The following is a 17,621-nucleotide window of genomic DNA, read 5'->3' on the forward strand; positions in this document are numbered from 1 at the left end:
GTCACTTCCACCGGAAGGATTGGGACATCAGTTGCCACTGGTCGACATTGTCAGCACCCTTGGGCGCGTAAAACTCCAGCGTGACCAACTTGCCGTCCTTGAAGAACAAATAGCGTTCGTTCTCCAGGCGAACCTGCTTGTTGGTCACCGGATTGAGCTCCGAGTTTGTTGAGTAGACGATACGGATCGCTGCTCCGGCCGGAAGAGCCTCCGCCTTCACCGAGCTCACTGTGACCGCGCGTTCGGCCTTTTCGAGTTCCGGAACATAGGTCGTCTTGGCGGCCGCGACGGTCGGCGCTGCATCGGCCTTCGCCACAGAGACGACGACGCCGTCGAACTTGTCGACGAAACTCGCGCCATCGGCGCGGTCCGAGCGCGCCCAGCCTTCGGGAACCTTCAGCGTGAACCCCTGTGGCGCCGCATAGTCGATGAACACCTGCGTATCAGGAATGTCGCCGGGCGGGTTCTTTTCCATTGGAACTGGCTTTTCGACGGCAAGCGCCGAAGTAGCCTCGACCGCAACAACCAACACGCCCGCCACCCCCAGGCAGATTGTAGCGGCAAGGATGGGGACAATCCGAGCAATCCTGCGAAGCCTGTTTTCCATCGCTGCGACCTTTCGAATGGAACGGACACAAGCTCAGAATGCCGCATCAAGATTACGGCCAGTTCGTCCAGTTTATACGGATTGGTAAGGTTCGGGGTAGCCGAACTGCATCGACGCCGGCTTTGTCAGCGGACCGCTGACGATGACCGTGAAATTCTGTTGTTCCCACATATTCGACAGAAAATAGCGCCGACAGAAGCTATGACGGGCGACCAGGTTCGGGAGGCTGAAATGACCGCTGTCATACATCTGTCTGAGATCAAGCAGGCCCTATCGGGCATCGACGTCATTGCGGAAATGGAGACCGCATTTGGCCTTTATTCGCAAGGTCTGGCCACAGTGCCGCCAGTCGGCGAATTGCTGTTCGACCAGCCGCCGGGCGAGATGCATATCAAATACGGCGCGGTGCGCGGCGACGGCGTCTTTGTCGTCAAGATCGCCACAGGCTTTTATGAAAACCCATCCATCGGCCTCCCCTCTTCCGGCGGCGTGGTCCTGGTGTTCAGCGCCAACGACGGCAGACTCCTGGCCATATTGCAAGACGAGGGCCACCTCACCGACATACGCACTGCCGCAGCCGGTGCGGTGGCCGCCAAATGGTTGATGCCGGCCGAACTCGAATGCATCGGCATTTGCGGCTCGGGCAATCAGGCGCGGCTGCAGGCGCAGTTCCTGCGCGAGGTGACACTGTGTAGAAATGTGCTGATCTGGGCTCGGAATGCCGAGAACGCCAAGAATTGCGCGGCCGACATCGCAGCGCTTGGCTTCGTTGCGAGGACCGCGGCATCGCCGGCAGAACTTGCCGCACACGCACGCCTTATCGTCACAACGACCGCTTCAAGGACACCGTACCTGATGAGCGGCGACGTCCGGCCGGGCACGCACATCGTGGCGATGGGCGCGGACACGCCTGAAAAATCCGAAGTCGATGCCGCCTTGCTGGGCAAGGCGGCAAGCGTCATCGCCGACAGCCACTCGCAATGTTTCGAACGCGGTGAGATCCATCACGCCATCGCCCGCGGTTTGCTTTCGCCGGAGCGCGTGCTGGAACTTGGCGCGGTCATCTCGGGACCGGACCGCCTTTTCCGGCAGGTCGCCGATATTTCCATCGTCGACCTTACCGGCGTCGCCGTTCAGGATATCGTCCTCGCCAAGGCCGTGTGCAGGAAGCTCGGTGTTCTCGCCACCGCTTGAGCCATTTCCGGCCTCACAGCACTGCCGTCACGCGGTCGCGAATTCATCCTGGAGAAAACGGTCGATGCGCTGCAAGGCGTCCCGGAAATGGTCCGGCTCGCCGCCGATGCCAAGGCGCAGATGCCCCTCCATTCCGAACCAGCTGCCCGCGACCGCAAACACGCTTTGCGTTTCGCGCAACCGACGGCAGAAATCATCCGACGAGACCGGAAGGTCGTAGCGCAGGAAGGCCATCGCGCCTGCCTGCGGCGGCACCCAGCTGAAGATCGCCGAGCGCACCGCTACCCACCGCGACAGCTGATCGAGATTGCGGGCGAGAAGGCGCCGGTTGCGCGCCACGATCCGTGCACGCTTTTCCGGCTGCAGGGCAAACAGCGCGATGCGCTGCCCAAGCGCGTTGCTGCCGATCGTCGTATAATCCTGCCGCTGCATCGCCTTCTCGATGATGTCCTTTGACGACACGATCCATCCGATGCGCAGCCCGGCCAGCGCCATCGCCTTCGCCGTGCCGCCGGTAATCACGCCGGCTGGAGCGGCCGCGAAAAGCGTTTCGGTCTCCGGGCCAGCGAGTTCCGCGCCGCGATAGATTTCATCGGCATGAAGAGCGATGCCGTGACGTGTCGCAAGCAACGCCAGTCCTGACCGTTCGTCGGCCGAAAGCACGCCGCCGGTGGGGTTGTTGGGGTTGCAGACCGAGATCAACCTGGTGTTGGGCGTGATCGCCCGCGCCACCTCGTCGAGATCGAGCATCCAGCGGCTGCCGGAAAGCCTGAGTGGCACCTGATGCACCTTTGCGCCGAGCGCCTTCGCCAGTCCCGGCAATTGCATGAAGTTGGGCGTGATGATGATGGCTTCATCACCGTTGTCGAGCAGGCTCATCACCGCCAGCATGTTGGCCTCCGACGACCCCGTCGTGACGAGCACATTGTCGGCGCCGGCACCGGGATAGCGCGCGGCGATCGCTTCACGCAGCGCCGGCTCGCCTTCGGTGTGGCCATAGCCCAGCGGCAGATCGACCAGCGCTTCGATCTCGTGCGGGTCGAGCAGTTCCCGCATCGTGAAGGGATGCAGCCCGCTCTCGGTCAGATTGTATTCGACCGTGTTTTCCCAGATCGACTGGCTGCGTTCGAGTTCGAAAAGGTCAATGCGCATATCGGGTCCCATCGCGAGTGCATTTTCGCCGCAAACCGACGCGGCGTGTCGAGAAGCCAAGCTAATGCCAGTCGGCGCAAGGTTAGCCCGAAGCTTCCGGCGCCATGGCAGAAGATGTCCGAGCCCCGCATGGCAATGACAGCATATTCTTCCACGCCCGCGCCATACAGAGGCGCGCGGCTTTCGCATTTCGAGCGTGCCGCTGTTCACAGCGAGGTTCATGCATGCCACAGGTCAGGAACAACTATATCGACGGGGCCTGGCGTTCAGCCGAGCACTTCAGCGAGGGCCGCAACCCCTCCGACACCACCGAGGTTATCGGTCGCTTCGCAATGGCCACCGCTTCCGACGTTCACGACGCGGTGGCGGCTGCCCGCAAGGCACTGGGCGATTGGAAGGAAACGTCCCCCCAGCAACGCTTCGACATTCTCGACAGGGCGGCCGACGCGATCGCCCGGCGCACGCAGGAACTGGCGACATTGCTGGCGCGGGAAGAAGGCAAGACCTTGCCGGAAGCCGTCGCCGAGGTGACGAAAGCCGCCCATACCTTCAAATATTTCGCCGGTGAGGCGGTGCGGCTTGCAGGTGCCAGTTTGCGTTCGGTGCGCAAAGGCGTCGACGTCGATGTCCGGCGCGAAGCCGTCGGTGTGGTCGGACTGATCACACCCTGGAATTTTCCATTCTCGATCCCGGCCTGGAAAAGCGCGCCAGCGCTGGCCTATGGCAACTGCGTCATCCTCAAGCCGTCGGAACTGACCAATGCGATTGCCTGGGAACTGGCCAGCATCCTGCATGAAGCCGGCGTGCCGCGCGGCGTCTTCCAGATGGTCATGGGTGGCGGTGATGTGGGCTCGGCGCTGGTCGCCGATCCCGGCGTCGACGCCATCAGCTTCACCGGCTCCGGAGCCGTGGGCGGCAAAATAGCTGCGCAAGCGGTGGTGCGCGGCGCCAAGCTGCAGCTCGAATTGGGTGGCAAGAACCCGCTGGTGATCGCCGATGACGCAGACCAGGACAAGGCCGTCGATGCCGCCGTGCGCGGCGCCTTCTATTCGACCGGGCAACGTTGCACGGCATCCAGCCGCATCATCGTCGATGCGGTCGTCCACGATTCCTTTGTCGAGCGGCTGGTGGAGCGCACCGCAAAACTGCGTGTCGGGCACGCGCTCGACGCTACCTCCGACATCGGTCCGCTGGTCAGTGCGGCGCAGTTGCAGCGCGTGTCGCGTTATGCCGAGGCCGCTCCCTACGACGGCGCCCACCACGCCTTCGGCGGCCGCGTGCTCGAGGCGCCGGCCAATGGCCACTATTTCGAACCGGCGATCTTTCTCGACGGCGACATGCGCCAGAGCATCAACCGCGAAGAGGTTTTCGGGCCGATCGTCTCGGTTTTCAAGGCAACCGACCTCGATGATGCAATACGCATTGCCAACGCCACCGAGTTCGGTCTCAGCGCCGGCATCTTCACTGGCTCGCACGCAAAGGCCCGCGCCTTCATGCGTGCCAGCAACAGCGGCATGGTGATGGTCAATTTGCCGACCGTCGGTTCCGATTATCACGTGCCCTTCGGCGGTCGCGGCGCTTCCGCCTATGGGCCGAAGGAAATGGGGCTCGGCGCTGTCGAATTCTTCACCCAGACCAAGACCGCCTACATCGCCGACTGACATCACGGCAGGGGCTGTCCGCCCACGACAGCTTCTGCTGCTCGCCCGGTCAAGGTGACAAAAGCCGCCCTCCCCGGCAGCGGAAACGGGAACTTGTTCTGCGCGCCGTGGCCTATCGTCAAGGCAATCCCGCCCGACGGGCGGATGCATCAAAGAGGAACACGAATGTCCAAACCGCCTCGCGTGATCGATCCGGAAAGCATCGAGCCCGATACACGATCGACATATCCGGAGCATCTACAGGAACCCGTCAAGGGGCGCGGCAAGCGCCGCCTGGGTTCCCTTGCCGGACTGAACAATCTTTCGGCAGTCCATGTCGAATTGCCGAGCGGTTGCGCATCGTCCCTCAGGGTCTGGCACAGCCACGAGGACGAACTCATCCTCGTTCTGGAGGGCGAGATGACGCTGATCTCGGACCAGGGCGAGCAGCTCGTTCGCCCCGGCCAGGCCATTGGCTTTCCCGCCGGCGAAGCCAATGGCCACCAGATCGTCAATCGTAGCGAAGCAAGGGTGGTGTTCGTCGAAGTGGCAAGCTTTGACCAGGCCAATGTATCGACCTATCCGGACGACGATTTGTTGCAGATACCGGACGGACGCGGCCGCCGCTTCGTCCGCAAGGACGGCACCCCCTATTGAGGTCCGTCCCATGCAATCGAAGGTTTCGCCACGCCTCGCCGAGCCGCTCGCTCCCGAAATTCTCGAGCTCATCTTCCGGCCGCGCATAGAACGGGAACTGGCTCTCGGCATCGATGATCTGTGCGCTGTCAACGAGGCGCATCTGGTGATGCTGGCCAGGACCGGATTGGTCGAGCCGGCGGTCGCGAGCGACCTTGCCGAGGCGTTGTCCGGCATTCGCAGGGATGGCGAGGACGTCATTCCCCGCGATCCGGCCCGCGAAGATGGCTACTTCAACTTCGAGGCGCTGCTGATGGCGCGCGCGGGTGCCGAGACCGGCGGGCGGCTGCACCTCGCGCGCAGCCGCAACGACATCAACGCGACGCTCGATCGTCTGGCGATGCGGCGGTTGGTTCTTGACCTTGTCGAGAAAATCATTGCGTTGCGGCGCGCCTTGTTGCGCCGGGCCGAGGAATTTGCCGACACCATCATGCCTGGCTACACGCATATGCAACCGGCGCAGCCGACTACCTTCGGCTTCTATCTGACAGGAATTGCGCAGGCGCTGGCGCGTGACGCCCTGCGCCTCTTCCATGCTTTTCACGCGGCCAACAGTTCTCCCCTCGGCGCCTGTGCATTCGCCGGCACCTCTTTCCCGATCGACCGGCAATTGGTTGCCGAGCTGCTTGGCTTCGACAGGGTCCATCTGCATGCCCAGGATGCGGTGGCATCGCGCGACTATGCGTGGGACGCGGCGGTGGCCGTCCTCGGCTTGGCGGCCAATTGGGGGCGCTTCGCCCAGGACATGTATATCTGGGGCACGCAGGAATTCGGCCTCGTTCGTTTTCCCGACAGCATCGCCGGCACATCGAGCATCATGCCGCAGAAGAAGAACCCCGTGGCGGTCGAATATCTGAAGGCGAGCTCCGGCGAGGTGATCGGCGGGCTGACGGCAACATTCGCCATCCTCAAGGGCGGTCATTTCAGCCACGCCGGCGACACCGGCCGTTCCTCGCTGGCGCCGCTTTGGCCTACACTGCGATTGGCCGGCAACGCGCTGACCATTACCCGCCTCGTCGCCGAAAAAATCGAGCCTTGTGTCGAAACGATGCGGCAACGCGCCGGCGCCGGTTTCTCCACGGCGACCGATCTTGCCGACTGCCTGGTGCGCGAGGGGCGTCTGTCATTTCGCCAGGCACATCACATCGTAGCGGATCTGGTGCGCAATGCGCTGGAGCGTGGTTTGAAACCGGACGAAATCGAATATGGCGACGCTCTTGCGGCCATCGAGCGGGAACTCGGCCATCCGCTCGACATATCCGAAGCGGCCATCATGCAGGCGCTCGACCCCGGTCGCTCGATCACGGCCCGGCGTTCGGCCGGCGCCGCTTCGCCGGACGAAATCCGTCGCATGATCGATACTGCACATGCCGAAATCGATAGCGACCAAGCCAAGCTCGACGCGTTGCATGCGCAACTTGCATCGGCGCGGGAGCGGTTGGACGAGCAACTCGTCCAGTTGCGGCAATCAAATCGTGCCTCATCAAATTGACGCAGCAGGCAGCCGATCTTTGGAAGAATCTGTTCGTGCCGACGCGTCATTTGGAAAAGGTTGCGAGCCGACGGCCGCTAGGTTGTCCTCGTTATTTTCGAGTTGTGATCCGATGACAGGCAGCAGTGCAGGACAGTTTATCCGCTTGGGCGAGACCGGCCGGGCGCCGGTCGAAATCCGCATCGACGGCGAGAGCGTCTCTTGCCTCAACGGCGATACGCTGCTGACTGCGATGCTGCTTCATGGCAGGCATCTGCGGCATTCCGAATTCGGCGATGGGCCGCGCGCCGGTTTCTGCAACATGGGCGCCTGCCAGGATTGCTGGCTGTCGCTTGCCTCGGGCGAGCGGGTTCGCGCCTGCACCACCCAGGTCCAGCACGGCATGGACGTGCTGACGCGCGAGGCAAGGTGATCATGGCAGGCAACGATCGGATCATCGTGGTGGGCACCGGCCCGGCAGGTTCGCGGGCGGTCGAAACACTTCATCGCGCCGGATGCCGAAACCTCACGGTAATCAGCGAAGCACCGGCGAGCGGCGGCCAGATCTACCGGCGCCAGCCCGGCGGATTCCAGCGCCCGCCAGCCAGCCTTTATGGCGACGACGCGCCAAAGGCGGTGCGTCTGCACGACATGTTCGACGCTCTTGCCGGCAAGATCGACTATCGGCCGAACACGCTGGTCTGGAACATCTTCGACGGCGCCGTGCACACAAGCGACCAATCCGGCGCCGGCAGGCAGGAATTCGACCGGCTGCTGTTGAGCACCGGTGCGATGGACCGGATTATCCCGATCCCGGGATGGACCTTGCCCGGTGTGTTCACGCTCGGCGGATCGCAAATCGCGCTAAAGAACCAGGCCTGTTCCATAGGACGCGCCGTGGTCTTCGCCGGCACCGGGCCGCTGCTCTATCTGGTCGCCTACCAGTATGCGAAGGCCGGCGCCAATGTCGTGGCGGTGCTCGATTCCGCCTCCTATCTCGACAAGGTCCGTGGCGCGCCGTGGATGGCCCGCGCACCCAAAATGCTGCTGCGCGGCCTCGCCTATCGCCGCTATCTCTCGCGTAAACGCGTCATGCTGCGCGAAGGCGTGCGGCTGCGCTCGGTTGAGGGCACGGAGAGTGTAAAGGGCATCCGCTTCAGCGCCGGCGGTCGCGATGATTTTATCCCGTGCGATGCCGTCGGGCTCGGTTTCGGGCTTACTCCCGAAATGCAGCTTGCCGAAATTGCCGGATGCCGCACCCGCTTCGATGCGGCCAACCGGCAGTGGGTCGTCGCGCACGATGGCCAGGGCCGCGCCGGCGACGGCATCTATGTCGCGGGCGACGGCAGCGCGATCGGCGGCGCCGATGTCGCCGAACTCGCCGGCGAGCGCGCGGCGCTGGCGTTGCTTGCCGACATCGGGCTGCCATCATCGAAGACACGGATGCGCCAGATCGAGCGCGAGCTTGGTCGCCTTGTCACCTTTCGCAAGGGTGTCGAGACAAGCTTTCCCTTTCCCGCCGACTGGATTGGCGAAGCGCCCGACGAAACCATCCTGTGTCGCTGCGAGAACGTCACCTTCGGCGAGGCCAGGGCCGCAATCGCCAAGTTCGAACCGCGGGAGGTCAATAGGCTGAAGGCGCTCGCCCGGCCCGGCATGGGACGCTGCCAGGGCCGCGTCTGCGGCCCCGTCCTGGCCGAGTTGCTTTCGGCGGCGACCGGAAGGCCGCTCGAACAGGTCGGCAAGCTGCGCGGACAGGGACCCGTCAAACCGATCTCGTATGCAAATGCCGGCGGCCAGGCAGATCCGCAGGTCGACGCCTGGATGCGTGCTGGTGAAAAAAGTGAAGCCGATGACCAGAGTTTCTGAAACGGACGTCATCATCGTCGGCGGCGGTATCGCGGGCGTCTGCTCGGCCTACTATCTTGCCCGGCGCGGCGCGCGCGTCATGCTGTTCGAACGCGGTACGGTCGGCTCCCAGGCCAGCGGCGTGAATTTCGGCGGCCTGCGCACCAATGGCCGCGCCGAACCCGAACTGCCGCTCAGCCTGCGCGCCCGCAGCCAGTGGCAGAAGATCGAAACCCTCGTCGGCGAAAGCTGCGAGACGGAGATCACTGGGCATATCGAGATCTGCGACCGCGCCGAACATATGGCTGCCGTCGAACAATGGGCCACCATGGCTGATGGTCATGGCGTCGGCACGCAATTGATGACGGGCGCGGAAGTTGCACGGCGTTTCCCCTGGATCGGCACGAAGGTGCTCGGCGGATGCTTCGTCGCCAGCGACGGTGCGGCCAATCCACGGCTTGTCACGCCGGTCTTCGCCATCGCCACGCGCAAGCTCGGCGTCGATATCCGCGAGCACGACGCTGTGCGGACCGCGCATCACGATGGCGCGTGCTTTCAGATCGAGAGCGAATCTGGAACCAGGGTTCGGGCACCGACCCTGATCAATGCAGCCGGCGCTTGGGGCGCGCGCCTTGCGGCACAATTTTCGGAGGTCTTTCCGCTCGATGTGATGGCCCCGCAAATGGTGGTCAGCGAGCCATTTCCCCGCATGATCACGTCGACGGTGGACTACCCGGTCAACGGGCGCTTCTTTTACGCCCGCCAGATTGGCCGGGGAAATCTTCTCTTCGGCCGGGGCCCGGGCGGCGCCGATCTCGACACCGGCCGCGCGAAATACGTTCCCCAGAACCTCTTTGATGCGTCGCGCATCGCCGTCGACGTGCTGCCGTTCCTGCGCGGCCGCAATTTCATCCGCACCTGGGCCGGCGTCGAAGGCAAGTCGCCGGATTCGCTGCCATTCCTCGGAAGAAGCCGCATCGTCGGCGGACTGATCCATGCCTTCGGTTTTTCCGGGCATGGTTTCCAGCTCGGCCCCGGCATCGGCGAAGTGGTCGCCGAACTGGTGCTTGACGGCCGCACATCGACACAGATCGAAGGCTTCGACCCCTACCGGTTTGATAAGGGTCCAGATGCCGTCGGCAAGACACCGCTTGTCCAAACCGCCTGAAACGAGACGGCTTGACTACAAGCAAGGTCAGGCAACCCGCCGCAATTCGTCCTGTGGTGTCTGCAATGAGGTAGTTGCCGGAGACGAAGGCTCGTTCTTGATCTCGCGCAGCACCACGAAACTGTCGAAGCGGGAGAACGACACGTCGCCGTCGAGAAGTTCGCGCGAGGTGGCTTCGTAGGCCGCGATATCACGGCAATCGAAGCGCAGCATGTAGTCGTAAGGCCCGCACAATCCGAAACAGTTGGTGATCTCGGGATGGTGCTTGATGCGGCGCTCGAAGGTCTGGAAGTCGACCGAGCCGTGGTTCTTCAACGAAACCGCGGCGAAGACCGTGACGTTGGGATAGAGCCGCGACCAGTAGATCTGGGCGCGATAGCCACTGATCAGCCCCATCTTTTCCAGCCGGCGCACGCGCTTGTGGCACGGGCTGGCCGAGATGCCGACGAGTGAGGATAGTTTGAAATTCGTGATCCGGCCGTTCTTCTGAAGTTCCGTGAGAATACGCAGATCGATGCGGTCGACCTTGCCGGGCAGGCCTGCGAATTCCGACTTCAAGGGCACCATGTTCATTGTGTTTTTCTCCTGACGAGGCTCAACTGCGGCTGCACACGCGCCACCGACCAGTCGGTCTGCTGGGTTCGGCCAGAATGAGAGGACGCCCAAGGCTTGCAATCGAAAAAAGGTAACGCCTGAATGAGCGCCAGACATGCAGTGACCGTCAGGCTACCCTGGCTGAACACGCTCGTCGCATTTGAGGCCGCGTCGCGTCTTGGCAGTTTGACGCTTGCCGCCTCGGAATTGAACCTGACGCCCGGCGCGGTGAGCCGGCAGATCAAGCTGCTCGAACAGTCGCTTGACGTAACGCTGTTCCAGCGAAGCCACAACGCCATCGAACTGACGGAGACGGGCAAAGCCTTCCTCGGTCATGCCAAGAATGCGCTGGCCGAAGTCCGCAAGGGCGTGCGCGAAGTTTCAAGCCAAGCCGCCAAGCTGACCATATGGGCGCCGGTAACACTGACGCAGCGTTGGCTGATCCCGAGGATAGAGCACTATCATCTCGGACACCCGGGGGTAGATCTGCACTTTCGCACCATCGGAGCGGCCGGCAGCGACAGGATCGACATCGAGATCAAGTATGCGCGTGGTTTGCCGCAGGACGCAGACACGGAGGGCGAGATGTTCCTGGCGGACAACACCGCGCCTATTTGCCGGCCGGCACTGCTGGACGGGCAAGTTGCAGTGACCGACCCGGCGCAAGTCCTCGCTCTGCCGATCCTGCAGGACACGGCTGATGCCTGGTCCTGGCGCCAATGGTGCAAGGGGGCTGCCATCCCCTTCGAACCGCTTGGCCGCAGCATCGTCTTCGACACCGATGAATCATCGATCGACGCCTGTCTTTCGGGCCTCGGTGTCGCCCAGGCCAACACAGCTTTCGTCGCCCCTTTGCTGCAATCTGGCAACATCATCCGGCTGTGCCCGCAGGTCGATATCGTGCTCGGGGCCTATTATGCCGTCATCCACACACCAGGACGGGTTCCGCAGGCCTTCGTGGCATGGCTGAAGAGCCAGGGCACCCAGTTGGAGTTGGCAAAATAAACTGCCGGGTGGGCCGTCAAACCAGACATTTTTTGCCGCCCGCCAATGTTGGTTTGACCGAACGTGGCTGTCTTTCGGCCTACTCTCGATGGGGCTCCGCGCAAGACGCCCGTTCTGGGCGCTCCCGGCGCGGCGTAAACAAGAACAGAGGGTGAGCGAAAATGAACATGAAGAGACGAATGCTGCTTGTCTCCGCGGCGATGCTTCTCGCCGGGGCAAGCACGATCCAGGCAGCAGAGCAGCGGGTGGTGAAACTCGCCACCGACGGCACCTACGCGCCGTTCAACTACACCGATCCGGCGGGCAAGCTTATCGGCTTCGAAGCCGATCTGGTCGACGACATCTGCAAGCGCATGAACGTCAAATGCGAGTGGGTCATCCAGAATTTCGACGGCATGATCCCTGCCCTCAACGAAAAGAGGTTTGACGCCATTCTCGCTTCGCTCTCCATCACCGACGAACGCGCAAAGGCGGTCGATTTCTCGATCGCCTATTATGCCGGCCCGACGCGTCTGATCGCTTCCGGTGAAAGCAAGCTCGGCCAGTTCAAGAGCGGCGCAGGCTCGACCATCCTGCTTGGATCGATGAGCGACAAGGACAAGGCCGTCATCGGCGATGTCGCGACCGCGCTCAAGGATGCGACCGTCGGCGTCGAGCGCGCGTCGACGCATGCGAAGTTCTTCGAGGGGATTTTTCCGGGCGTCAAAGTGAAAATCTATGACAAGGGCGAGAACATGCTGCTCGACCTCGTCGCCGGCCGCATCGACGCCGCCGTCGATGGCGCCGGTTCCACACTCAATTTCATCGGCGAACAGGAAAAGGCCGGCAAGAAATTTGTCGCGTTTGGCCCAGCCCTGAAAGGCGGCGCACTCGGCAAGGGTGTCGCGCTGGCGTTCCGCAAGGGTGAGGAAACGGAACTGCGCGAGCAGTTCAACAAGGCGATCCGCGAGGCGACCGCCGACGGCAGCATCTCGAAGATGAGCGTCAAATGGATCGGCGTCGACGGTTCGATCCCTGAAAACGTCGCCAAATGAATTTCCTCGACCTTCTCGCCTTCGGCCCGACCGGGTGGGGCGACGAACTGGCGCGCGGTGCTGCGATGACCCTGGTCATCGCAGCATTGGGCTTTGCCGGCGGGCTCGTCGTGGGCTTGCCCATCGCGGCCGCGCGGCTCTCTTCAAGTCTCCTGCTGCGCTCCATTTCCGGTGTCTATGTCACGGTTGTCCGCGGCGTGCCCGAACTCCTGGTGATCTATCTGCTGTTCTTCGGCGGCGGCCACTTCTACCGCTATGTCGCCGACGCGCTGGGTTATTCCGGTGCAGTCGCTGCGGACGCCTTCAGCGCCGGCGTCCTGGCCGTTATCCTGATCTGCGCGGCCTACAGCGCCGAGGTGTTTCGCGGTGCCTTCCAGGCCATCCCGAAAGGACAGATCGAGGCCGCCAGTGCCTTCGGAATGAGGCGATCCACATTGTTTTGCCACATCAAGCTGCCGCAAATGCTGCGCTATGCCTTGCCGTCGATCTCCAATGTCTGGCAGCTGGTGCTGAAAGATACGGCGCTGGTCTCTGTTACCGGGCTGGTTGAACTGATGCGCACTATAGACGTGGCGGCCGGTTCAACCCGCAGTCCATTTCTGTTCTACATGGTCGCGATCCTCATCTTCCTCGTCTTCACAGCGATCTCGAACAAGGCTTTCGATAGCGCCGAACGTCATTTCAGCCGCTCCGTCGTCGGGGGATATGGCAAATGAGATGGGATGTGCTCTTCGGCTCGTTTCCGGCGCTGCTCTCGGCACTGCCGCTAACGCTCGAACTCGCCGTCACGTCGATCGCGCTCGGTTTCATGCTGGCGGTGCTGCTGGCGGCGGCGAGGCTTTCAGGCATCCGCGCATTTTCGGCGCTCGCCTACACCTATGTCTACATCATCCGCGGAACGCCGCTGCTGGCCCAGGTTTTCTTCGTCTACTACGGGCTCGGCCAGCTCGACGCCATGCGCAATTCCATCCTGTGGCCGATCTTCCGGGAAGCCTATGCCTGCGCGCTCATCGCCCTGTCCTTGAACACGGCGGCTTATGGCAGCGAGATCATTCGCGGTGGGCTGCTTTCGGTGCCGCGCGGGCAGATCGAGGCAGCCAAGGCGTTCGGCCTTACCGCCACGCAGAGGTTCCGGCTGGTGGTGTTCCCCCAGGCCCTGCGCGCCATGCTGCCCGCCTATGGTAACGAGTTGATCCTCATCCTCAAAGGCACGTCACTGGCCAGCACCATCACCATTATCGAGCTGACCGGACAGGCGCGGATCCTGGCTTCGGAGACCTATGCTCCGATCGAGGTCTTCCTGGCGGCGGGCGCGGTGTATCTCGGGCTTAATATGGCGCTCAGTTTCGGGGTGCGGCTGCTCGAGGCCCGGATGATGCGCAATGGGGGCTTCGCAATGGAGGGCTGAGGCGCAAGTCTCGTCCTGCCGCGCCGAGGCGTCGATCGGCCACACCGATCAGCCGGACACCACAGCACATAAAATCGCCTGTTCCAGCAATGGCGCGCCGGCCGAGACTTGCTCTGCCGCCTGGCCAGACCGACCGGAGGAAACGATGAATACAACTGAACTGCCGGCCACCAAACCCACGCCTGCGGTGCCGACAATCGAGTCGCGGAATTTGCGCAAGAGCTTCGGCGTCGTCGAGGTGCTCAAGGGCGTTTCTTTCAAAGCCTACGAGCATCAGGTGGTTTCGATCATCGGCGCAAGCGGTTCAGGCAAAAGCACTTTCCTGCGCTGTCTGAATTTCCTCGAAGCGCCAAGCTCCGGTCAAATAGACTTCAAGGGCCGCAGTCTGGAAATGGGCGCTGGAAAGGTCCCTCCGCAAGCAGGCATCGAATGGCTGCGCCGCCGCACCGGCATGGTGTTCCAGCAGTTCAATCTGTGGTCGCACTGGACGGTGCTTGAAAACATCATCAAGGTTCCGATCCATGTGCACGGCGTTCCACGCCAGCAGGCCGTGCAGCGGGCCATGGAATTGCTTGCCAAGGTCGGCTTGCAGGAGAAGGCCAACGCCTATCCGGCTTCGCTGTCGGGCGGCCAGCAGCAACGCGTCGCCATCGCGCGGGCCCTTGCCGTGGAGCCAGAACTGCTGCTGTTCGACGAACCGACCTCGGCGCTCGACCCCGAACTGGTCGGCGAGGTGCTCGCGGTGATCCGTGCGCTGGCGAAGGAAGGCCGTACCATGCTGGTCGTGACGCACGAAATGAGCTTTGCCCGCGAGGTCTCCGACAAGGTGGTGTTCTTCCATGACGGGCGCATCGAGGAAGAAGGCCCGCCAGCCGAAGTGCTGCGCCAGCCGCGCAGCCCCCGCCTCGGCGCGTTCCTAAAATCCGTTCGCTAGCCACGTTCGACACGGGGACAACAACGCGTTGCCGGCGAATATCTGCGTCGGACCAAGATGAAACTGGCGCTTAGGGGCGATATGGGGCCTGCGTTGTTGCGCTTGGCACCAATTCGTCGTCTTGAATCGCGTCCTTGCTGGTTCTGAAGAAGGGCTGCTCGCGAGACACCCAGGTGCTTGCGCGTCATTTTCATCTTGAGAGAGTTCACCATCAACGCGGAGGGGCTTTTTCGCAAACCGCGGCTTTATCACCAACCAAACAACAGCGCCGCGCCACTCTGGCCTTGACCGTTCTGTACGACTTCCGCGTCGGTGTTCCGACCGAACTGGAAGACACCGTATGAATTGCCGTTGCCGTTCTGCTGCAGGGTAGCGGAATGGCTGTCGCCCTGCTGATCGACGATGCCGAGATTGCCGCCTCCGTTCTGGCCGATCCCGGCATTGTTGCCGTGGCCGTGCTGACGGACGTTCGCGCCGTGGCGCAGGCCGTTATAGAGCGCATAGGCTCTCAGACCGAGGTCCATCATCTGGGCATCATCGCCATTCTGGGGTGAAAGGTAGAAGGCAATCGAGCCACCCGCCACGGCGGGGCTGGAAAGCACCAGTGGTCCCAACATGACGGCAGCGGCAACAGTGCGCAGGACATTGGCAGCTTTGGCGTTCATCTGAACTCTCCTTTTTGGGTATTCGCCAGGGAATGCCGATGAACTCTCCTTTTTGGGTATTCGCCAGGGAATGCCGAACTCTCGCATGACCATACTGAACCGGGCCGGAAGGACGTGTTCAGCCATCGTTCAGCACCAGGCTGGCGAGGGAAAAGAAACGCCCCGGACGATCCGGGGCGCGTATCCGACTATTTTTGAAAATGAAGCTCAGATTTCGCTCGGCACCTGCTTGGTGCAGGTGGCGCTTGTCCCTGCAGCCGCCACCTTGAGCTTCACGTCATAGGAGGCATCGGCGGCGCTAAGGCTGATCTGGCCGAGCGCGGTGGGATGTCCAGGCAGGGCGGTGAACTCACCGCCCTGCCTGATGTTGGAGGAGCCGCCAGCCCCTCCTCCGGATACAGTGATGCTGTAGCTGCCGCTCACGCCTTCATCGGAGCGCACGACGGGTTCGATAAAGATCGTGTTGCCTTGAACCCTGCCCCGGATCTCGCAGCGTAGCGGGCCGGAGGCAGAATTGTCCTTGTCGGCAAAGGCGCCGCTTGCACCCACGGCGACCAATCCTGCGAATGCGATTGCGGCAACGGTCGGAATTCGTCTGTCGGTGTTAGCCATGAATCATCTCCTGTTTGACGGAGAAAAGCCGGGAGCCTGATCCGCCCTGTCTTGTGGATCAAGGACAGGCCTGAACGAAAGCCGCGACATTGCCGCTGCCACCCTGGTTGACATCCGCGCTGCAGCCATGCCCGACCTGGACGCCAGCGGCGACATTGCCGTTGCCATCCTGCGTCAATATCGCGGTGTGGTCCGAGCCAAACTGGCCGATGCCAGCCTGGTTACGATTGCCGTATTGATAGGTGGCACCGTAATTGCCGTCTCCTTCCTGTCCGATCGCGGACAGGTTGCGGTGTCCGTATTGCTGGCCGATGGCGGTGTTGTATTGACCGTCCTGATAGAAGCGGACACGGTTCTTATGGCCATTCTGCACGCCTCCGGCGGAGTTGTGCCAGCCAAATTGTTCGATGCGCACGTCATTGGCGAAGGCTGGGGCGGTAACACCGGCACCAACGACAACGGCAACTACGGCACCTACGATGGATGTGCGGATCATTGTGAACCTCCTTCAGTGCGGACTGGACCGCGGTTGAACGGCTCCTTTGTAGCGAGAGCGTTCGGAACCGATGCTGAAGGCGCCGTTCACCGGAAGTTCACGAGATAGATCGTGCACCAGCGAGAGATTTGCCGGCCGAACCCTTTTTTGCGTCCAACAAACATCGCGAAGAAACAGGCTGAAGAACAGCCGAGAGGCAGTCGCCCCTCTTCAGCCGCGCCATACGGCGACTGCGAAAAGATCCCACGCAGATTGACATCGACACGGCATTCCGCGACCTGATGGAATATCTCAATCGCGTCTACAGCGCACAGCAGCGAGCAAGATGATCCATGACACCTGAGCGTCTCGAAGAATGCCTGACCATCATGCGCTGGTCACCGGAAACTTTGGCGGAAGCGTTAGGCTGCGACGTGTCTTTGGTCGAGGCGTGGCTGACGGAAGAAGCAGAGATCCCGCCAAAGACGGCGGCATGGATCGATACTGTGGCTCAATTTATGGAAACCGCGGACGGCATGAAGCCCAAGGGGCTGAAGGGGAAGCGGTTTAGCGCGCAATAACCGTGGGAGCAGAAGACGGATACGGCCGGAATCCGAGCCCTTCCAACGCCGACAGCCTTGCTTCCCGTTCTACTGGCAGGCTCAACGACTGCCCCGGTGAAGCTTCGGTGATTGCCTGTCCGGATCGATTGGGCCGCGTTAAATTCAATATGACCCCGCGCTTCAAAGCCGACCGGTTCGCGGTTTCGCCTGCCGCTCGGCATCTCACCGAGCGCGATCGAGATGCGCCCGTCCTCGGCCGCACGGAGGTCGTCTTCATCCGCGCCGAGCGCCTGATGAAATGGCCAGCTTCATCCGCTTGCTCTCGATAGCAGCACCCTGATCCGCCCGAAGTCATGATCTTGGTAAGATTGAAAGACATGCCGGGTTGCTCGAGCGGTGTTGGACGGCAAAACTCGGTCTCGATGGTGTTGGCAAGTCAATGCCAGGGCAATCTTCCAACACAAATGTTGAGAGGACGAGTGAAAAGTGTCTGACCGAACGGCTTCGGCCATTTGCAAATTCGCGGGGATGGATGTCGCAGCCGCTTTGTGTTTA

Annotated in this window: 19 protein-coding genes; 13 read left to right on the top strand and 6 right to left on the bottom strand. The window is 62.2% G+C overall.

The annotated features are described in order from the left end of the window. Position 1 precedes the first annotated feature (1 nt). A complete protein-coding gene (locus tag QFZ88_RS05945; protein WP_244431121.1) occupies positions 2–532 on the bottom strand; it encodes a hypothetical protein in 531 nt (176 codons plus the stop codon). A 306-nt stretch (positions 533–838) separates the two neighbouring features. Here QFZ88_RS05945 and QFZ88_RS05950 point away from each other — a divergent pair, with 306 nt between their 5' ends. Then, a complete protein-coding gene (locus tag QFZ88_RS05950) occupies positions 839–1,801 on the top strand; it encodes a hypothetical protein (protein ID WP_024923601.1) in 963 nt (320 codons plus the stop codon). A 27-nt stretch (positions 1,802–1,828) separates the two neighbouring features. Here the strand turns inward: QFZ88_RS05950 and QFZ88_RS05955 are convergent, their stop codons facing one another. After that, positions 1,829–2,953, bottom strand: coding sequence for an aminotransferase class I/II-fold pyridoxal phosphate-dependent enzyme (locus QFZ88_RS05955; protein ID WP_024923602.1), 1,125 nt, complete (start codon positions 2,951–2,953; stop codon positions 1,829–1,831). A gap of 224 nt (positions 2,954–3,177) precedes the next feature. Between QFZ88_RS05955 and QFZ88_RS05960 the strand changes: the two genes are divergently transcribed. From QFZ88_RS05960 to QFZ88_RS05985, 6 genes are all read left to right on the top strand, one after another. Then, positions 3,178–4,614, top strand: a complete 1,437-nt coding sequence (locus QFZ88_RS05960) for an aldehyde dehydrogenase family protein (RefSeq protein WP_024923603.1) — start codon at positions 3,178–3,180, stop codon at positions 4,612–4,614. Between the two features lie 165 nt (positions 4,615–4,779). Continuing rightward, a complete protein-coding gene (locus QFZ88_RS05965) occupies positions 4,780–5,250 on the top strand; it encodes a cupin domain-containing protein (RefSeq protein ID WP_036254283.1) in 471 nt (156 codons plus the stop codon). Positions 5,251–5,260: 10 nt separating this feature from the next. Further along, entirely contained in the window at positions 5,261–6,781 is a 1,521-nt protein-coding gene (argH, locus tag QFZ88_RS05970) for an argininosuccinate lyase (protein ID WP_024923605.1), read from the top strand. Positions 6,782–6,893: 112 nt separating this feature from the next. After that, on the top strand, positions 6,894–7,193 hold the full coding sequence (locus QFZ88_RS05975) for a (2Fe-2S)-binding protein (RefSeq protein WP_024923606.1): 300 nt from the start codon (positions 6,894–6,896) through the stop codon (positions 7,191–7,193). Between the two features lie 2 nt (positions 7,194–7,195). Further along, positions 7,196–8,629, top strand: coding sequence for an NAD(P)/FAD-dependent oxidoreductase (locus tag QFZ88_RS05980; RefSeq protein WP_065997781.1), 1,434 nt, complete (start codon positions 7,196–7,198; stop codon positions 8,627–8,629). Next, positions 8,613–9,776, top strand: a complete 1,164-nt coding sequence (locus QFZ88_RS05985; protein ID WP_024923608.1) for an NAD(P)/FAD-dependent oxidoreductase — start codon at positions 8,613–8,615, stop codon at positions 9,774–9,776. The genes QFZ88_RS05980 and QFZ88_RS05985 overlap by 17 nt, the downstream gene beginning before the upstream one ends. 27 nt (positions 9,777–9,803) lie before the next feature. Here QFZ88_RS05985 and QFZ88_RS05990 read toward each other — a convergent pair whose 3' ends face one another. Further along, positions 9,804–10,349 (bottom strand): Lrp/AsnC family transcriptional regulator, encoded by a 546-nt coding sequence (locus tag QFZ88_RS05990; RefSeq protein ID WP_024923609.1) that lies wholly within the window; start codon positions 10,347–10,349, stop codon positions 9,804–9,806. Between the two features lie 123 nt (positions 10,350–10,472). Between QFZ88_RS05990 and QFZ88_RS05995 the strand changes: the two genes are divergently transcribed. The 5 genes from QFZ88_RS05995 (at position 10,473) to QFZ88_RS06015 (ending at position 14,751) form a co-directional block, all read left to right on the top strand. Then, the gene (locus QFZ88_RS05995; RefSeq protein ID WP_024923610.1) at positions 10,473–11,375 is read left to right on the top strand and encodes a LysR family transcriptional regulator; all 903 of its coding nucleotides are present in this window, start codon (positions 10,473–10,475) and stop codon (positions 11,373–11,375) included. Between the two features lie 179 nt (positions 11,376–11,554). Continuing rightward, on the top strand, positions 11,555–12,409 hold the full coding sequence (locus QFZ88_RS06000; RefSeq protein ID WP_051504758.1) for a transporter substrate-binding domain-containing protein: 855 nt from the start codon (positions 11,555–11,557) through the stop codon (positions 12,407–12,409). Further along, a complete protein-coding gene (locus QFZ88_RS06005) occupies positions 12,406–13,125 on the top strand; it encodes an ABC transporter permease (RefSeq protein ID WP_024923612.1) in 720 nt (239 codons plus the stop codon). The genes QFZ88_RS06000 and QFZ88_RS06005 overlap by 4 nt, the downstream gene beginning before the upstream one ends. After that, the gene (locus QFZ88_RS06010) at positions 13,122–13,817 is read left to right on the top strand and encodes an ABC transporter permease (protein ID WP_024923613.1); all 696 of its coding nucleotides are present in this window, start codon (positions 13,122–13,124) and stop codon (positions 13,815–13,817) included. Before QFZ88_RS06005 ends, QFZ88_RS06010 begins: the two co-directional genes overlap by 4 nt. Before the next feature lie 145 nt (positions 13,818–13,962). After that, positions 13,963–14,751, top strand: a complete 789-nt coding sequence (locus QFZ88_RS06015) for an ABC transporter ATP-binding protein (RefSeq protein ID WP_024923614.1) — start codon at positions 13,963–13,965, stop codon at positions 14,749–14,751. Positions 14,752–14,999: 248 nt separating this feature from the next. Here QFZ88_RS06015 and QFZ88_RS06020 read toward each other — a convergent pair whose 3' ends face one another. The 3 genes from QFZ88_RS06020 to QFZ88_RS06030 form a co-directional block, all read right to left on the bottom strand. Next, positions 15,000–15,416: a curlin gene (locus tag QFZ88_RS06020; RefSeq protein ID WP_024923615.1), complete on the bottom strand. Its 417-nt coding sequence runs from the start codon at positions 15,414–15,416 to the stop codon at positions 15,000–15,002. Positions 15,417–15,623: 207 nt separating this feature from the next. Continuing rightward, positions 15,624–16,028: a curli-like amyloid fiber formation chaperone CsgH gene (gene csgH, locus QFZ88_RS06025; protein ID WP_024923616.1), complete on the bottom strand. Its 405-nt coding sequence runs from the start codon at positions 16,026–16,028 to the stop codon at positions 15,624–15,626. Positions 16,029–16,086: 58 nt separating this feature from the next. Continuing rightward, positions 16,087–16,524 carry a curlin gene (locus QFZ88_RS06030; protein WP_024923617.1) on the bottom strand — a complete coding sequence of 146 codons (438 nt, stop codon included), beginning with the start codon at positions 16,522–16,524 and terminating at the stop codon, positions 16,087–16,089. Between the two features lie 332 nt (positions 16,525–16,856). Between QFZ88_RS06030 and QFZ88_RS06035 the strand changes: the two genes are divergently transcribed. Continuing rightward, entirely contained in the window at positions 16,857–17,084 is a 228-nt protein-coding gene (locus QFZ88_RS06035) for a hypothetical protein (protein WP_024923618.1), read from the top strand. The last annotated feature ends 537 nt before the right edge of the window (positions 17,085–17,621 follow it).

The organism is Mesorhizobium sp. YL-MeA3-2017 (assembly GCF_030814575.1).
Lineage (GTDB): Bacteria > Pseudomonadota > Alphaproteobacteria > Rhizobiales > Rhizobiaceae > Mesorhizobium > Mesorhizobium terrae.